The 15,108-nt window shown below is 74.6% G+C and carries 17 protein-coding genes; 6 read left to right on the forward strand and 11 right to left on the reverse strand.

All coding sequences use genetic code 11. The features are described 5' to 3' along the window. Positions 1-118: 118 nt before the first annotated feature. A complete protein-coding gene (locus ACZ6B1_RS02980; RefSeq protein ID WP_468774383.1) occupies positions 119-952 on the forward strand; it encodes a TIGR02452 family protein in 834 nt (277 codons plus the stop codon). 71 nt (positions 953-1,023) lie between these two features. Here ACZ6B1_RS02980 and ACZ6B1_RS02985 read toward each other — a convergent pair whose 3' ends face one another. Then, positions 1,024-1,470 carry a type II toxin-antitoxin system PemK/MazF family toxin gene (locus ACZ6B1_RS02985; RefSeq protein WP_468774385.1) on the reverse strand — a complete coding sequence of 149 codons (447 nt, stop codon included), beginning with the start codon at positions 1,468-1,470 and terminating at the stop codon, positions 1,024-1,026. Positions 1,471-1,619: 149 nt separating this feature from the next. After that, complete coding sequence (locus tag ACZ6B1_RS02990) at positions 1,620-2,033, reverse strand: cupin domain-containing protein (protein WP_468774387.1); 414 nt, start codon at positions 2,031-2,033, stop codon at positions 1,620-1,622. A 98-nt stretch (positions 2,034-2,131) separates the two neighbouring features. Here ACZ6B1_RS02990 and ACZ6B1_RS02995 point away from each other — a divergent pair, with 98 nt between their 5' ends. Together ACZ6B1_RS02995 and ACZ6B1_RS03000 are read left to right on the forward strand one after the other, a co-directional pair. Further along, the gene (locus ACZ6B1_RS02995) at positions 2,132-2,827 is read left to right on the forward strand and encodes a helix-turn-helix transcriptional regulator (RefSeq protein ID WP_468774389.1); all 696 of its coding nucleotides are present in this window, start codon (positions 2,132-2,134) and stop codon (positions 2,825-2,827) included. After that, complete coding sequence (locus ACZ6B1_RS03000) at positions 2,824-3,252, forward strand: hypothetical protein (RefSeq protein ID WP_468774391.1); 429 nt, start codon at positions 2,824-2,826, stop codon at positions 3,250-3,252. Before ACZ6B1_RS02995 ends, ACZ6B1_RS03000 begins: the two co-directional genes overlap by 4 nt. A gap of 78 nt (positions 3,253-3,330) precedes the next feature. On the opposite strand, the gene ACZ6B1_RS03005 is transcribed toward ACZ6B1_RS03000, so the two are convergent. The 5 genes from ACZ6B1_RS03005 to ACZ6B1_RS03025 form a co-directional block, all read right to left on the reverse strand. Further along, positions 3,331-4,818: an SPFH domain-containing protein gene (locus tag ACZ6B1_RS03005; protein WP_468774393.1), complete on the reverse strand. Its 1,488-nt coding sequence runs from the start codon at positions 4,816-4,818 to the stop codon at positions 3,331-3,333. 133 nt (positions 4,819-4,951) lie between these two features. Next, positions 4,952-5,170 (reverse strand): hypothetical protein, encoded by a 219-nt coding sequence (locus tag ACZ6B1_RS03010; RefSeq protein WP_468774395.1) that lies wholly within the window; start codon positions 5,168-5,170, stop codon positions 4,952-4,954. Between the two features lie 74 nt (positions 5,171-5,244). Further along, on the reverse strand, positions 5,245-6,666 hold the full coding sequence (locus tag ACZ6B1_RS03015; protein ID WP_468774396.1) for an amidase: 1,422 nt from the start codon (positions 6,664-6,666) through the stop codon (positions 5,245-5,247). A gap of 144 nt (positions 6,667-6,810) precedes the next feature. Further along, on the reverse strand, positions 6,811-7,794 hold the full coding sequence (locus tag ACZ6B1_RS03020; RefSeq protein WP_468774398.1) for an alpha/beta hydrolase: 984 nt from the start codon (positions 7,792-7,794) through the stop codon (positions 6,811-6,813). Positions 7,795-7,972: 178 nt separating this feature from the next. Continuing rightward, positions 7,973-8,536: an NAD(P)H-dependent oxidoreductase gene (locus ACZ6B1_RS03025; protein ID WP_468774400.1), complete on the reverse strand. Its 564-nt coding sequence runs from the start codon at positions 8,534-8,536 to the stop codon at positions 7,973-7,975. A gap of 105 nt (positions 8,537-8,641) precedes the next feature. On the opposite strand from ACZ6B1_RS03025, the gene ACZ6B1_RS03030 reads away from it, so the two are divergent. Next, the gene (locus ACZ6B1_RS03030) at positions 8,642-9,322 is read left to right on the forward strand and encodes a TetR/AcrR family transcriptional regulator (protein ID WP_468774402.1); all 681 of its coding nucleotides are present in this window, start codon (positions 8,642-8,644) and stop codon (positions 9,320-9,322) included. Between the two features lie 33 nt (positions 9,323-9,355). On the opposite strand, the gene ACZ6B1_RS03035 is transcribed toward ACZ6B1_RS03030, so the two are convergent. Both ACZ6B1_RS03035 and ACZ6B1_RS03040 read right to left on the reverse strand, forming a co-directional pair. After that, entirely contained in the window at positions 9,356-10,495 is a 1,140-nt protein-coding gene (locus tag ACZ6B1_RS03035; protein ID WP_468774403.1) for an FAD-dependent oxidoreductase, read from the reverse strand. A gap of 24 nt (positions 10,496-10,519) precedes the next feature. Further along, entirely contained in the window at positions 10,520-11,182 is a 663-nt protein-coding gene (locus tag ACZ6B1_RS03040) for a TetR/AcrR family transcriptional regulator (RefSeq protein WP_468774405.1), read from the reverse strand. A gap of 139 nt (positions 11,183-11,321) precedes the next feature. Between ACZ6B1_RS03040 and ACZ6B1_RS03045 the strand changes: the two genes are divergently transcribed. After that, complete coding sequence (locus ACZ6B1_RS03045) at positions 11,322-12,368, forward strand: LacI family DNA-binding transcriptional regulator (protein WP_468774407.1); 1,047 nt, start codon at positions 11,322-11,324, stop codon at positions 12,366-12,368. Positions 12,369-12,460: 92 nt separating this feature from the next. On the opposite strand, the gene trxA is transcribed toward ACZ6B1_RS03045, so the two are convergent. Next, positions 12,461-12,835, reverse strand: a complete 375-nt coding sequence (gene trxA / locus ACZ6B1_RS03050; protein ID WP_468774409.1) for a thioredoxin — start codon at positions 12,833-12,835, stop codon at positions 12,461-12,463. 150 nt (positions 12,836-12,985) lie between these two features. Here trxA and ACZ6B1_RS03055 point away from each other — a divergent pair, with 150 nt between their 5' ends. Further along, entirely contained in the window at positions 12,986-14,416 is a 1,431-nt protein-coding gene (locus ACZ6B1_RS03055; RefSeq protein WP_468774411.1) for a dihydrolipoyl dehydrogenase family protein, read from the forward strand. Positions 14,417-14,424: 8 nt separating this feature from the next. Here ACZ6B1_RS03055 and ACZ6B1_RS03060 read toward each other — a convergent pair whose 3' ends face one another. Next, positions 14,425-15,069, reverse strand: a complete 645-nt coding sequence (locus ACZ6B1_RS03060) for a peptide deformylase (protein ID WP_468774413.1) — start codon at positions 15,067-15,069, stop codon at positions 14,425-14,427. Between the last annotated feature and the right edge of the window lie 39 nt (positions 15,070-15,108).

The following is a 15,108-nucleotide window of genomic DNA, read 5'->3' on the forward strand; positions in this document are numbered from 1 at the left end:
GGTTCCGGGCCCGGGAAAACTCCGTTGCACCGCATCCCAGCATCACCCAGGATGCGTGCATGAGCACGACGGGGGAGACCGCGCGGGCCGCGGTCGCGGCGCCCACGGGGGTGGCGCCGTGAGCGCGCGCCTGCGCGGTGTGGCCGCGGAGACCGAACGGATCGTGGCGGCGGGGGCGTACCGCGCGCCCGGCGGCCGGGAGGTGCCGCTGGCGGCCGCCGTCGAGGCCGCCAGGGCGGGCACCCGGCTGTACGGGCCCGAGCCGGTGCCGGTGCCCGTGGCCGCGGACGCGGAGCCCGTCCTCGAGGTCACGGGCGAGAGCAGCACCGAGGCCGCCCGCCGGCTGGCCGACGCGCCGGTGGCCGTTCTGAACTTCGCCTCGGCCCGTAATCCGGGCGGCGGTTACCTGAACGGCGCCCAGGCCCAGGAGGAGGCGCTGTGCCGCGCCTCGGCGCTGTACACCTGCCTGCTCGAGGCCCGCGCCTTCTACGACCACCACCGCACCCACCGTGACCCGTTCTACACCGATCGGGTGATTCACTCCCCGGCCGTGCCGGTGTTCCGCGACGACCGGGGTGCCATGCTCGAACGGCCGTACCTCGCGGGGTTCCTCACCGCGGCGGCGCCGAACGCCGGTGTCGTGCGGCGTACGGCCCCCGAGCGGGCCGGTGAACTCCCGGCCGCCCTCGCCCGGCGGGCCGAGCGGGTCCTGGAGACCGCCGCCGCCCAGGGCTACCGGCGGCTGGTGCTCGGCGCCTGGGGCTGCGGCGTGTTCCAGAACGATCCGGCACAGGTCGCCGAGGCCTTCCGGGCGCTGCTCGGACCCGGCGGGCGGTTCGCGCGGACGTTCGAGCACGTGGTGTTCGGCATCCTGGACCGCACGCCGGGGTCCACCGTCCGGGAGGCCTTCGCGAGACGGTTCCCGGAGCGCGCGCGTCCGGTCGCCGGCTGAGCGGTCCACGGTCACCTGCCGGGAACCGGCAGGTCACCGGGCAGGCCGGTGAGGCCGTCGGACAGCGGGCGTCAGGTCCAGCCGTACCGCTCGTGCAGCCGCTGCCGGACGAGATTGAAGCGCATCCGGTCGAGCGCGCACGCCTCCCGGCGCATGCCGTCCTCGTGCAGCCTCAGCACGCGGTCCACGTCCACCCACGAATCACGGCCCGACCGGTCCCAGGGGCCGCTGCCGATCGCCACCCACTCGCGGTCCCCGTCGTGCCGCTTGCTGGACAACTGGACGGCGAGGAAGGTGCCCGCCGCCTCCCGGGCGACCACCAGCACCGGCCGGTCCTTGCCGCGGCCGTCGTTCTCCTCGAACGGCACCCAGGTCCACACGATCTCGCCCGGGTCGGGGTCGCCGTCGTGGGCGGGGGAGTACTCGGTACGCACCCGGCCGGTCGCGCGCGGGTCGGCCTCGGTGGTGGCGTGGGCGCCGAAGCGGCCCGGGACGTTCTCATCGGTAGGCGTGCTCACGGGGAGCACCCTAGAGCCTGTCGTGGGCACGTCGGGCGTGCGGGGGGCCCGTGCCGGGCGGCCGGCGGCCGCGGGCGAACGGGATTGCGTGGCGCTGGAGTTCCCGGCCCGGGCCGCGGTGCGGGTGATGACCGCCCGCGCCCGGCGTGTCAGCTGGGCGCGCCGCCGCGCGAGTGGATCTGCAGGCCGGGTCTGCGGCGGTGCACGGTCAGGTAGGCGAGGCCCGAGGCGCCGGCGGTGATGCTGCGCGTGGAGCCGTGCGGCAGCCACAGCAGTGTGCCCTCGGCGAGCGGCTCGTGCTCGTCCTGGGCGCCCTTGCCGAGCACGCCGTCCCCGGAGACGACCAGTACCAGCACGTCCAGGTCCGGCTCGGTGTGCGTGTCGACGCGCGCGCCAGGGGCGAGCCGGACGACGTTGGCGTCGAGCTGGCGTCCGCCCTCGGCCAGCTTCCAGAGCACCCCCGACGGGACCGGCGGATCGGCGGCCAGGGCGCGGGCGTCGCCCAGGACGCGCGGGTCCGGACCCGCGCTCCAGTCGGGACCGGTCTCGGACGACGGCGTCATGCGCACCCCTGGCTGTATCGGCTTCCATGGCCCACCCTACAATTACTCCACGTAGATTCTGTGAAAAAATACACGCAGGTGGGAGTGGGTGATCGGCCGTGACCGCACGACAGAGCCCGCGCCGCCAGGAAGTACTGGACGTACTGCGGGCCGCCCCGGCACCGCTCGGGGTGGCGGCGGTGGCCGAGCGGATGGGCGTCCATCCCAACACCGTGCGTTTCCACCTGGACGCGCTGGTCGCCGAGGGGCTGGTCGAGAGCGGCACCGAGGCGCCCTCCGGGCCCGGCCGGCCCCGTACCGCCTACAGCGCGCGGCCCGGCATGGACCGCGGCGGCGCGCGCGGCTATCCGCTGCTGGCGCGGATGCTGCTCAGCCGCTGGGCGTCCGCCGACCCGGCCGAGGCGCGCGCGGAGGCGGAGGAGACCGGCCGGGCCTGGGGCAGGTTCCTGGTGGAGCCGCTGCCGCCCTTCGAGCGGCCGACCGCCGAGCGCTCGGCGGCCCGGCTCGTCGGCCTGCTGGACGACATGGGCTTCGCCCCGCGCCCGGAGGGCGCGGCCGGACCGGACGGGCCGCCGGCCCGGATCCGGCTGCGGCACTGCCCTTTCCTGGAACTCGCCGAGGAATACGGCCGGTTGGTGTGCCCGCTCCATCTCGGCCTGATGCAGGGCGCGTTGACCGGGCTCGGCGCTCCGCTGACCGCCACCGGCCTGGAACCCTTCGCCGAACCCGACTCCTGCCTCGCCCACCTGGGCGAGGCAGGAGTCGCAGAGCAGAAAGAGGCAACCCCCCGATGAACACCGCGTCGGCCGCCACCGCGAGTGCGGTGGTGTTCGTCTGGCTCGGAATGGTGCTGGCGATCTCCTTCCTGGAGGCGCCGCTGAAGTTCCGCGCGCCGGGCGTGACCATACCCATCGGCCTGGGCATCGGCCGGCTCGTCTTCCGGGCCCTGAACGCCGTCGAGACCGCCCTCGCCGTCGTGGTGATCGCCGCCGTCGCCGTGGGCGGCGCCACGGCCGGGACCCTGGGGCTGACCGCGGCCGCCGCCGTACTCCTCGCCGCCCAGCTCGCCGTCGTGCGGCCGCGCCTGAACCGCAGGTCCGACCGGGTGCTCGCGGGCGAGGACCTGCCCCACTCCCGAGGCCACTTCTGGTACGTGGCACTGGAGTCGGCCAAGGCCGTGGCCCTGCTCGCCCTGGGCGTCGCGCTGCTCGGGGGATGACAGGGGCCGACCGGGGGACGCGGCTGCCGGGGCCCCTGGTGAGGGACCCCGGCCGTCCGACGGCTCCGAGCGGGACCGCTACCCCTCCCGCTCCACCGGCACCTTCTGCGGCGCGGGCGGCGCCGCCCCGTTGAGCGACGGTGAAGTGCTCTGCGCGGCGGGCCCGTTGTGGTTCATCGAGGAGAGCAGCTGACGGGCGAGGCCGAGGCCGGTGCCGCCCATGGTGAGCGCCTTGGCGAACAGCTCGGCCATGCCGTCGGCGCCGTTGAGCAGCACCATGTTGTCCACGTTGCCGAACGCGGACGCGCCTGCCTGGACGATCTCCGGCCAGTTCTCCGCGAGTTGCTGCGCGACGACGGCCTCCTGGTTCTCCGCCAGGGCGGCGGCCCGCGCCTTGATGGCCTCCGCCTCGGCGAGGCCCTTCGCCTTGGTCGCCTCCGCCTCGGCGAGACCCCTGGCCTGGGCGGCGGCGGCCTCGGCCTCACCGGTGGCCCGGGTCGCCGAGGCCGAGGCCGCGCCCCGGGTCTTGGTGGACTCGGCCTCGGCACTCGCGGCCGCCTTGACCCTGGTGGCCTCGGCGGCCGCCGCGAGTTCCGTCTCCTTCGCCTTGGCCTGGGCCGCCGAGATCCGCGCGTCGCGCTCGGCCTCGGCCAGCGTCCGCTTCTCGTACGCCCGGGCGTCGGCCGGCTTGCGGACGTCCGCCTGGAGCTGCTGCTCGCGCCGGTGCGCCTCGAGTTCGGCGACCCGGGTCTCCTGGACGACGACCTCCTGCCGGGCGGCGGCCGCGGCGAGCGGACCGGCCTGCTGGGCCTTCGCCCCCGCCTTGTCCCGCTCGGCCTGGTAGCCGGCCTGGAGGATCTCGCTGTCCCGGGTGGCCTCCGCCATCCGGGCGAACGACTGCTGCTCCGCCTCGGTGGCCAGCCGGTTGGCCTCGGCCTGCGCGATGCGCGCGTCCCGCTGCACGGCCGCCGCGTGCGGCATGGCCAGGTTCTGGATGTACCCGGTAGGGTCCTCGATCTCGTGGATCTGCAGCGAGTCGACGATCAGGCCGAGCTTCTCCATCTCCGTACCGCACGCCGCCCGGGTCTGGCCGGTCAGCTTCTCCCGGTCGCGGATCATGTCCTCGACCGTCAACCCGCCCACGATGGACCGCAAGTGACCGGCGAAGACGTTGTGCACCCGCTCCGACATCAGCCGCTGCTGGTCCAGGAAACGGCGGGCCGCGTTCGCGATCGACACGAAGTCGTCGCCCACCTTGAAGATGACCACGCCACGCACCTTCAGCGGGATGCCCTGGTGGGTCACGCAGTCCACCTGAAGCTCGGTCTCGTTCAGATCCAGGGAGAGCTTGCGCACCGCCTGCACACCGGGCAGCACCAGCGTGCCCCGCCCGGTGACGATGCGGAATCCCATGCCCTCCTCGAGACCCTCGGTACGGTGCTTGGATCCGGAGATGATGAGCGCCTCGTTGGGCTCGGCGACCCGCCACATCATCTTGAACAGCCCGATCAGCACGAGAACGGCAACGACTACCGCCCCCGCAACGACGCCGACGACCATCGGCATTCGCCCCCTTTGCATGGTGCCCTTTCGGCACCGAACGAAGGGAGTGTGCGCCCGCCGCGACGCACCGAGAAGGCCTCGGCGCATCCTTGTCGCAATCTTGACGCATACGCCCATCACCTGGGGCGTCGTGCGCTCAACTGTCGTACGCGGCGGTGACGTACACCGTCCTCGGCGGCAGGTACTCCACCACCATCACCACCGTGCCCCGCTCCAGGCGGGCCGTGCCGTCGGCGGCGTACGCGAGGAAGTGCTCGGCGCCGCCGCGCACCCGGACGATCACCTCGCCGACCAGACCGGGCCCGATCGTCCCCGTCACCCGCCCCATGAGCCCGACCATCGACGCATCGTCCATGGCCACAGGGTACGGGCGGAACGCGGGCCCGACTCCGGTCGGTTCGGGCCCGTCCGCCCGCGCACGCCGGGCCGTCAGGCCACCCGGGCGTCCGGCTCCGGCACCGGCGGCCACAGCTCGTGCCAGCGCAGCTCCGACTCCAGTTGGGCGGCGACGGAGACCAGCAGCGGCTCACTGGCGGCGGGCCCGAGCAACTGGGCGCCCACGGGCAGACCCTCACCGACGAACCCGGCGGGCACGTTGACCCCGGGCCAGCCGAGGACGTTCCAGGGCCAGGCGTACGGACAGGCGGCGATCATGGCGCGGTCGGTGGCCAGTCCGCCGAGCCCGGACAGGGCGCCGATCGCGGGCGGGGGAGCGGCCGTCGTCGGGGCGAGCAGCACGTCGTACGAGTCGAAGAAGGCGCCGATGCGCCGGCGCAGGACCGCCTCCGCGCGCCGGGCGGCCCGCAGTGGGGCGCCGCCGAGCAACCGGCCCAGCCGGGCCGCGCCCCGGGTGCGCGGATCGAGCAGCGCCAGGTCGGGAGCCTCGCGGACGTAGTCGGCGATACCGGCGGTGGCCCGTGGTACGAAGGCCAGCCCGATCTGCCCGTAGGGCGGGTCGGCCTCCTCCACGGTGTGCCCCGACGCGGCCAGCCTCTCGGCGAGTTCGAGGACGCGGGTGCGGACCTCGGGGCGCAGTCGCGCGGATACGGCGGTGAACGGGGGCTTCAGGGACAGGGCGATGCGCAGCCGGCCGGGGTCGCGGCCGACCGCGTCGGACACCGTGATCGCCGGGGGCCGGTGCGGGTCCCTGGCGTGGTTGCCGCAGGCCGCGTCCAGCAGCAGGGCCGCGTCGGCGACCGTGCGGGCCAGCGTGCCGTTCACCGTGATGCCGTGGAAGGCCTCGCCGCGCGGCCAGGTCGAGATGCGCCCGCGCTGTGGCTTGATCCCGATCAGATGCGTCCAGGAGGCCGGGATCCGCACCGATCCCGCGCCGTCCGAGCCGAGCGCGGCCGGGACCAGACCGGCGGCGACCGCGGCGGCCGAACCGCCGGACGAGCCGCCGGGCGTGTGGCCGGTGTGCCACGGGTTGCGGGTCTCCCCGAACGCCGGCCCCTCGGTGAACGGCCACTGACCCAGCTCGCAGGTGTTGGTCTTGCCGACGATCACCGCCCCGGCCGCCCGCAGCCGCCGTACCGCCTCCCCGTCCACCGTGGCCGGCGGGAACTCGCCCCGGCAGCCGAAGGCGGTCGGCTCGCCCGCCACGTCCATGTCGTCCTTGACCGCCACCGGTACCCCGAGCAGCGGGCGGCGCACTCCGGCCGCCAGCTCCCGGTCGGCGGCGTCCGCTTCGGCGAGGGCGGCCTCGGCGCGCACCACCCGGAAGGCGTTCAGGGTCGGCTGGGTGGCCTCGATCCGGGCCAGGGCCACTTCCACCAGTGCGCGCGAGGTCACCTCCCCCGCGGCGAGCGCGCGGGCGGACTCCGCGAGTCCTGCGGCACGGTCGGGCGTCATTGCGGGGCACCTCCGGGAGCCTCCGGGCACGATGTCTACCGAACGGTAACCTCAGCACCGGGGCGGTCGTACAGCTTTCGCACAGGTGACATCCGGTCATGTTCGGGCGGCGGGACGCGCCCGCGTACGGCGGGCGCGCCCTCGTCAGGCCAGCAGTCTGCGCAGCCACACGAGCCGGGCCGCCCGGGCCGCCCGGGACAGCGACGCCTGCGGGGCGACCCCGTCGAAGCCGTGGAAGCCGCCGGGCCAGACGTGGAGTTCGGCCACGCCGCCGCAGCCCCAGATGCGGGAGGCGTAGTCGACGACCTCGTCGCGGAAGGTCTCCGCGGAGCCGACGTCGAGGAAGGCCGGGGGGAGGCCGGACAGGTCCGTCGCGCGGGCGGGGGCGGCGTAGGGGGAGACGCCGGGGCCGCCCCGGCGGTCGCCGAGCAGCGCCGTCCAGGCGGTGTCGTTGGCGGTGCGGTCCCAGACACCGACGCCCGCCATCTGGTGGCTGGAGACCGTGTCGTTGCGGTCGTCGAGCATCGGGTACATCAGGAGCTGGCCGATGACCGGCGGTCCCTGGCGGTCGCGCAGCAGCAGGGCGAGCGCGGCGGTCAGGCCGCCGCCCGCGCTGGCCCCGGCGATCACGATCCGGTCCGGGTCGCCGCCGATCTCCTTGGCGTGCCCGGCCGTCCAGAGCAGGCCCGCGTACACGTCCTCGACCGGGGCCGGGTGCGGGTTCTCGGGCGCGAGGCGGTACTCGACCGAGACGACGACGGCGCCCAGTTCCCGCGCCCAGCTCAGCGGGGCCTCCACCCCGGCCCGGTTGTGGCCCAGGATCATGCCTCCGCCGTGCACGTGGTAGATCACCGGCAGCGGGGTGGCGGGGGCGGCGGTGGGGCGGCAGATGAGGAGGGAGACGTCCGGCGCGCCACCAGGACCCGGCACCGGGCGCTCCTCCACCTCGAAGGCGCCGTCCATGGTGACGTCGAACAGCTCGGCCAGCTCCTTGCTCGCGCCCCGCCGGGCGGTGGGGATCTCGTCCGGTGTGAGGCCGGGCGGGACCGTGTCACCGGCCGGCTCCAGCACGGCGGCGAGCTCCGGATCGAACGGGGGCGGCGGCGACGGGGACTGGACCGGGGGCATGACTTCTCCTCAGCTGACTCGGCGGGACGCGTGCTGCGTGTCCCTGCGACACGTATGACCCGTACGCCTGTTTCGAGTCCTGGGTGTCCACCGGACGGCGGGCTCCCCGCCGGGCCGCCCGACCACGCCGAAGGGGCCGGAACCCAGCGGCTCCGGCCCCTTCGCGGGTGCGTACGGCTCAGGCGGCCGCGACCTCGCCCACGTTGCCGTGCAGGCGGGCGACGACCTCGGTGAGCTGCGCGGCGACCTCGGCGTCGTCGACCGGGTGGGTCTCGGCGAAGCGGGTCACGGAGCCGGGGATCGACAGCTTGATGTCCTCGATCACCTTGCCGCCGGCGATGCCCACGGCCTTGCGGGTGTCGTCCTGCGCCCACACGCCGCCGTACTGGCCGAACGCGGTGCCGATCACGGCGACGGGCTTGCCCCCGAAGGCGCCGGCGCCGTACGGGCGGGACAGCCAGTCGATGGCGTTCTTCAGGACGGCCGGGATCGTGCCGTTGTACTCGGGGGAGAAGAACAGGAAGGCGTCGGCCGCGCCGGCGGCCTCACGCAGCGCGGCGGCGGGAGCCGGGACGCTGCCCTCGACGTCGATGTCCTCGTTGTAGAACGGGACCTCGGCCAGGCCCTCGAAGAGCACGACCTCGGCGCCCTCGGGAGCGAGCTTGACGGCCGCCTCGGCGAGCTGGCGGTTGTGCGAACCGGCGCGAAGGCTGCCGACGAGGGCGAGGATGCGAACAGACATGGGGGTACTCCAAAGGGGGCTGAAACATCGCCGTTTACGATCCGGACCGAGGTCCGCTTAGCTTTTCTATCAGGCTAACCGGACCGCGGTCCAGTTTTGTTCCCCATGCTTTACGCTGTCTTCATGCCCGCCGCCCTGCCCCCCTTCCCGAAGCCCCAGGAGTCCCACGACACGCCTCAACTGCTGGAGGTCGAGTCGGGTCCCGGCGAGCCCTGCCTGCGCGCCGACGCGGCCCGCAACCGGGCCCGGTTGCTGGAGGCCGCCGCCCGGTTGATCGCCGAGCACGGGGTCGCCGGGGTGACCATGGAGGCCGTCGCGGCGGCGGCCCAGGTGGGCAAGGGCACGGTGTTCCGCCGCTTCGGCGACCGCACCGGGCTGCTGACGGCACTGCTCGACCACTCGGGCAGGCGGCTCCAGGCCGACTTCCTCTGCGGGCCCCCGCCACTCGGCCCCGGCGCGCCGCCCCTCGACCGGCTGCGGGCGTTCGGCGTGGCGGTGCTGTACCGCTCGGCCGAGCAGCTCGACCTCCAGCTCGCCGCCCAGCCGGAGCCGGACCGCCGGTTCTCCCACCCCGCCGTCCAGGCGCTGCGCACGCACGTCACGATGCTGCTGCGGCAACTCGTGCCGGGCGCCGACTGCGATCTGCTCTGCCTGACCCTGCTGGCGTACCTCGACCCGGCCCAGGTCCACCATCTGACCCGGCAGTGCGGGATGCCCATGGAGCGGCTGGAGGCCGGCTGGACAGACCTCGTGGCCCGCGTGACGGGCACGGAGCCGCCCGTCTGAGGCGTGCCCGGACCGTACCGGGCCGGCCCGGGATCAGCCGTCGTGGCCGGCGAACATCTCCAGCAGTCCGTGCGGCGCGTCGGCCCGGAACAGCGTCGCGCCGCCGCGTGCCGACTCCGCCGCCGACGCCTCGGCGCGCGGGAACATCCGCTCCTCGTAGGCGGTGAGCGCGGCCCCGGTGTCCCCGGGGTGCGCGGCGATGGCGAGGCCCAGTTCGGCGCCGTCGAGCAGCGCGAGGTTGGCGCCCTCGCCCGCGAACGGCGACATCAGGTGCGCGGCGTCCCCGAGCAGGGTGACCCCGGGCGTCCGGGCCCAGCGGTGGCCGGCCGGCAGGGCGTGGATCCGCCGCGGCACCAGCGCCCCGTCCGCCTCCGCGACCAGCGCCCGCAGGCTCTCGTGCCAGCCGTCGAACTCCTTCAGCACGGCCGCCTTCGCCGCCTCGGTGTCGGTGAAGTCGATCCCGTCGAGCCAGTCCTCCGGCGCCTCGACGGCGGCGTACACGTGCAGGCTGCCGTCGCTCTCGCGGTGCCCGAGGAAGCCCCGGCCCGCGCCCAGCGCGAAGAGCATGCCGCCGCCGACCACCGCCGCGGCCCGCGGATGCCGGGCATCGGCGTCCAGCAGGTCCGCCTCGACGAACGACACTCCCGTGTACGCGGGCCGTGCGGGGGAGAGCAGGGGGCGGACGCGGGACCAGGCGCCGTCCGCGCCGACCAGCAGACCGGCGGTGAAGGCGCTCCCGTCCGCCGGCGTCACCTCGTGCCGGCCGTCGCCCAGCGGGCGGGCGCCGGCCACCTTCGCGCCCCAGCGGACGGTGCCCTCCGGCAGCGAGTCCAGCAGCAGGTCGCGCAGCTCGCCGCGGTCGATCTCGGGGCGCCCGCCGGTGCCGTCGTCGGACTCCTCCAGGTGGACGGTGCCGTCCTGGTCGAGGACCCGCAGCGCCTGGCCGCCGGGGTGCACCCGGGTCAGGAACGCCTCGTGCAGCCCGGCCGCGCGCAGCGCCTCCTGACCGGAGTCGTCGTGGATGTCGAGCATGCCGCCCTGCGTTCGCGCGGCCGGTGAGGCGTCCGCGTCGAAGACGGCCGCCTCGACGCCGTGCAGGTGCAGCACGCGGGCGAGGGCGAGGCCGCCGAGTCCGGCGCCGACGACGGCGACGGGGTGGTGGGGGATGGTCATGGTGGTCTCCTCGGGAGCCGGGGATCAGTCGGGTACGGAGGTGCGCTCGATGCCGTCGATCAGCGCCCGGAAGGCCCAGGACATGCGGGCCTGCGGGGTGCCGGACAGCAGCTCCCCGGCGGAGGCGGCGATGTGCGGGTGGGTGTCCTCGGACGCCCCGCGCAGCGCGCTGTCCAGTGCCTGCCATTCGCCGGGGGACTTCTCACCGGCGTGTTCGGCGGCGGTCGCGGTGGCGTGCTGGAGGAGCAGGTCGACGCCCCAGGCGGCCCGCTCGCGCGGGACCCCGCCCTCGGCGAGCAGGGCGAGCAGCGTCTCGATCAGGTTCAGGTAGTGCGGGCCGCTGGGGCGGGCGGTCAGCGCCGAGCGGGCGAGGTCCGGATGGTCCAGCAGCATGCGTGTGCAGTCGGTGAGCACCCGCTCCAGGCGCTCCCGCCAGTCGCCCCCGGACGGGGCGGGACCCACGGTGCCGAGCAGCTCGTCGAGGACTGCCGCGTGCAGCTCGTCGGTGTTGCGGACGTAGACGTACAGCGAGGCGGGGCCGGTGTCGAGCTCCTGGGCCAGCCGCCGCATGGTCACCTTCCGCAGCCCTTCGGCCCGCAGGACCGCGACCGCGGCCGCGACGATGCCCTGCCGGCTGAGCGCCGGCTTGGCGGGGCGTTCACGGCGGGAGCGGGGAGTTTCTTTCATGCCGCCAGGGTAACGAACATGTTCGTCGCGAACAAGTTCGCCACGAACGCGTTCGTTCATTCAGTCGTCGTACCGCGCGTTGGTCGAACGATGAACGACGTTCCCCCGCCCGCACCCCCGCCCCGACCCCTCTGCCAAGATGCGGTCTGTCATGGTGCAGATACCGAACACGCCGCCGTCCGCGGTGCCCGCGCCGCACTCGGTCCCGACGAGTGCCGATGTGGCCCGGCTGGCGGGCGTCTCGCGCGCGACCGTCTCCTACGTCCTCAACAACACCAGTGCCGTACGGATCAGCGAACCGACGCGCCGCCGCGTCCACGAGGCCGCCCGGGAACTGGGCTACGTGCCCCACGCGGCCGCCCGCAGCCTGCGGGCCGGGCACAGCCGCATGGTCCTCATGCCGGCCCCGACGATCCCGGTGGGCCCCCTCTACAGCCGCTTCCTCACCGAACTCCAGACCGCCCTCGGCCGCCTCGACTACACGGTCGTCCAGTACGGCACCGTAGGCCTCCAGGGCGACGAAGCCGCCCGCGCCTGGGCCGAGTTGCGCCCGGTCGCCGTCCTGGTGCCCGGCGCGGGGCTCGGCCCGCGGGGCGTCGCCGTGCTCAGACGCTCCGGTGCCCGGGCCGTGGTCACCCTCGGTCCCGAGCGGGTCGAGGGCGCCCACGCCCTGCTCATGGACCACGAGGCCGTCGGCCACTGCGCCGGCGCCCATCTGCATGCCGGCGGACGCCGCCGGATCGGCGTGATCGTCCCCGAGGAACCCGGCCTGGAGGCGTTCTCCCGGCCCCGGCTCGCCGGCGTCCGCCAGGCACTGCGCGGCACGGACGCGACCGTGACCGCGCTCCCGCTCGCGTACACGGAGCAGGCCGCCGCCCAACTGGCCGCCCGGTGGCGCGAGTCGGGCCTCGACGCGGTGTTCGCCTACAACGACGAGTACGCGATGCTGCTGATGCGCGCTCTCCAGGACGAGGGCGTCCGCATCCCCGAGGACGTGGCCGTGGTCGGCGCCGACGACCTGATGCTCGGCCGGCTGCTGCGCCCGCGGCTCAGCACCGTCCAGGTCGAGCTGCCCTCCGGCCGGGACCTGGCCGAAATCGTCGACCGCGCGGTCCGCGAACCGGGCGGCGCACCCGAGGTGCACCGGGTGCTGGGCGCCTGTCTCGTCCCCCGCGAGTCCGGCTGACCCTGCCACCGGCCCGGCCGCCCGTCCGCACGGACGCGTACGGCCCGTGGCGCGACACGCGCCACGGGCCGTACCGGAACCGGCTGCCGGGGCTACTCGCCCTGCTGCTCCTGGGCCGCGATGCTCTTGCGGACCTCGTCCATGTCCAGCTTCCGGGCCTGCCCGATGACGTCCGCGAGGGCGGCCTCCGGCAGGGCGCCCGGCTGCGCGAAGACCGCGACCTGGTCCCGGACGATCATCAGCGTCGGGATCGACTGGATGCCGAACGCCTGAGCCAGCTCGGGCTGGGCCTCGGTGTCGATCTTGCCGAAGACCAGGTCCGGGTTCTCCCCGGCGGCCTTCTCGTACACCGGCGCGAACTGACGGCACGGCCCGCACCAGGACGCCCAGAAGTCGATGAGGACGAACTCGTTCTCGGTGACGGTCTGGTCGAAGTTCTCCTTGGTCAGCTCCACAGTGCTGCTCATGGCCTGGTTCCCTCTTCCTGGTGTGGGGTGTGCCGACGGCGGAAACACGGCGGCCCGGCCGCCTATTCCACGAGTGTTCCGTGCGGACACGCGCGTGTCCGCGCGCCTACCCGTGTGGCCTGTGTGCCAACCACCCACCAGACTGACCCCATGACGGAAACGGAATCCATCGCGTACGACGTCGTGGTGCTCGGGGCCGGGCCCGTGGGGGAGAACGTCGCCGACCGCACCCGTGCGGCCGGCCTCACCACCGCGGTCGTGGAGAGCGAACTGGTCGGCGGCGAGTGTTCGTACTGGGCCTGCATGCCCAGCAAGGCGCTGCTCAGGCCGGTGATCGCCCAGGCGGACGCGCGGCGGCTGCCCGGCCTGGAGCAGGCGGTCCAGGGCCCCCTCGGCACCTCCGCCGTCCTCGCCCGGCGGGACGACTTCACCTCGCACTGGCAGGACGACGGCCAGATCCGCTGGCTGGAGGGCATCGGCGCCGACCTGTACCGCGGCCGGGGCCGGCTGGCCGGCCCCCGCACGGTCACCGTGACCGGCCCCGACGGCACGGTCACCACGCTCACCGCCCGGCACGCGGTCGCCGTCTGCACCGGCACCAGCGCCCGGCTGCCCCACCTGCCGGGCCTGGACGGGATCAAGCCGTGGACCAGCCGCGAGGCCACCAGCGCCAAGGCGGCTCCCGGCCGGCTGATCGTCGTCGGCGGCGGGGTCGTCGCCACCGAGATGGCCACCGCCTGGCAGGCCCTCGGCTCCCGGGTCACCCTGCTGGTGCGGGGCAAGGGCCTGCTGAGCCGGATGGAGCCGTTCGCCGGAGAACTGGTCGCCGACGCGCTCACCGAAGCGGGCGTGGACGTCCGCACCGGTACCTCCGTCGAGTCCGTCTCCCGCGAGAACGGCACCGTCGTGGCCGTCACCGGCACCGGGGACCGCATCGAGGCCGACGAGATCCTCTTCGCCACCGGGCGCGCCCCGCGGACCGGGGACATCGGCCTGGACACCGTCGGCCTGGAACCCGGCTCCTGGCTCGACGTCGACGACAGCCTCCGGGTCACCGGCACCGACTGGCTGTACGCGGTCGGCGACGTCAACCACCGTGCCCTCCTCACCCACCAGGGCAAGTACCAGGCCCGGATCGCGGGCGCCGCGATCGCCGCGCGCGCCGCGGGCGCCGAACCGCCGGACGAGCCCTGGGGCGCGCACGCGGCCACCGCCGACCACCACGCCGTACCCCAGGTCGTCTTCACCGACCCGGAGGCCGCCGCCGTCGGGCTCTCCCTGGCCGAGGCCGAGCAGGCCGGCCACCGCGTCCGCGCGGTCGACGTCGAGTTCTCCTCGGTCGCGGGCGCCGGCCTGTACGGCGACGGCTACAAGGGCCGCGCGCGCATGGTCGTCGACCTGGAGGAGGAGATCCTGCGCGGGGTCACCTTCGTCGGCCCCGGCGTCGGCGAGCTAATCCACTCCGCGACCGTCGCGGTCGCCGGCCGGGTGCCGGTCGGCCGGCTCTGGCACGCCGTCCCGTCGTATCCGACGCTGAGCGAGGTGTGGCTACGGCTGCTGGAGGCCTACCGGGACAACTGAGCGGCGGATCACGGCAGTTCGAAGCCCAGCGCCTCGGCCGCCGCCTGTGGGTCCGGCTGCGCCCACAGGGCCGCCACCGCCTCGTTCGTGGACAGCGAGCGCGGCTGAGCGCGGTCGAGGTAGAGGACGCCGTCGAGGTGGTCGGTCTCGTGCTGGACGATCCGGGCGGGCCAGCCGGTGAACACCTCGTCCAGCGCGGATCCGTGCTCGTCCTCGCCGCGCAGCCGCACCTCGGCGTGCCGGGCCACCACGGCCTGCCAGCCCGGCACGCTCAGGCAGCCCTCGAAGAACGCGGCACGGGCGCCGCCGACCGGTTTGTACGACGGGTTGACCAGGACACGGAACGGCTGCGGCACCCGACCGCGGATCCGCGCCACCTCCTCCGGCACCGGTGCCGGGTCCTCGATGACCGCGATCCGCAGCGGAATGCCGACCTGAGGGGCGGCCAGGCCCACGCCGGGCGCCGCGTGCATGGTCAGCCGCAGCGCCTCGACGAAGCGGGCCAGCAGGGCGGGGCCGAGCTGGCCGTCGTAGCGCTCGGTGCCGCGCCTGAGAACCGGCCGACCGGCCGCGACGATGGGCAAGGGGCCGCCGGCGGCGAGGAGTTCCTCGACCCGCTCGGCGAGCGGTGCCTGATCACTGGGAGGTGCCATCGCGTCAGAATGCCACGCCCGCCCGGCATTCGTGTGGCA

The sequence above is a fragment of the Streptomyces sp. NPDC041129 genome, assembly GCF_055592265.1.

What these genes read in the sequence shown, in the direction of transcription:
- ACZ6B1_RS02990 (WP_468774387.1), bottom strand. Translation starts at nt 2,033, where the DNA reads ATGACGCCGTCGTCCGAGACCGGTCCCGACTGGAGCGCGGGTCCGGAC.
- ACZ6B1_RS03000 (WP_468774391.1), top strand. Translation starts at nt 2,824, where the DNA reads ATGAACACCGCGTCGGCCGCCACCGCGAGTGCGGTGGTGTTCGTCTGG.
- ACZ6B1_RS03005 (WP_468774393.1), bottom strand. Translation starts at nt 4,818, where the DNA reads ATGCCGATGGTCGTCGGCGTCGTTGCGGGGGCGGTAGTCGTTGCCGTT.
- ACZ6B1_RS03010 (WP_468774395.1), bottom strand. Translation starts at nt 5,170, where the DNA reads ATGGACGATGCGTCGATGGTCGGGCTCATGGGGCGGGTGACGGGGACG.
- ACZ6B1_RS03015 (WP_468774396.1), bottom strand. Translation starts at nt 6,666, where the DNA reads ATGACGCCCGACCGTGCCGCAGGACTCGCGGAGTCCGCCCGCGCGCTC.
- ACZ6B1_RS03020 (WP_468774398.1), bottom strand. Translation starts at nt 7,794, where the DNA reads ATGCCCCCGGTCCAGTCCCCGTCGCCGCCGCCCCCGTTCGATCCGGAG.
- ACZ6B1_RS03025 (WP_468774400.1), bottom strand. Translation starts at nt 8,536, where the DNA reads ATGTCTGTTCGCATCCTCGCCCTCGTCGGCAGCCTTCGCGCCGGTTCG.
- ACZ6B1_RS03030 (WP_468774402.1), top strand. Translation starts at nt 8,642, where the DNA reads ATGCTTTACGCTGTCTTCATGCCCGCCGCCCTGCCCCCCTTCCCGAAG.
- ACZ6B1_RS03035 (WP_468774403.1), bottom strand. Translation starts at nt 10,495, where the DNA reads ATGACCATCCCCCACCACCCCGTCGCCGTCGTCGGCGCCGGACTCGGC.
- ACZ6B1_RS03040 (WP_468774405.1), bottom strand. Translation starts at nt 11,182, where the DNA reads ATGAAAGAAACTCCCCGCTCCCGCCGTGAACGCCCCGCCAAGCCGGCG.
- ACZ6B1_RS03045 (WP_468774407.1), top strand. Translation starts at nt 11,322, where the DNA reads ATGCGGTCTGTCATGGTGCAGATACCGAACACGCCGCCGTCCGCGGTG.
- trxA (WP_468774409.1), bottom strand. Translation starts at nt 12,835, where the DNA reads ATGAGCAGCACTGTGGAGCTGACCAAGGAGAACTTCGACCAGACCGTC.
- ACZ6B1_RS03055 (WP_468774411.1), top strand. Translation starts at nt 12,986, where the DNA reads ATGACGGAAACGGAATCCATCGCGTACGACGTCGTGGTGCTCGGGGCC.
- ACZ6B1_RS03060 (WP_468774413.1), bottom strand. Translation starts at nt 15,069, where the DNA reads ATGGCACCTCCCAGTGATCAGGCACCGCTCGCCGAGCGGGTCGAGGAA.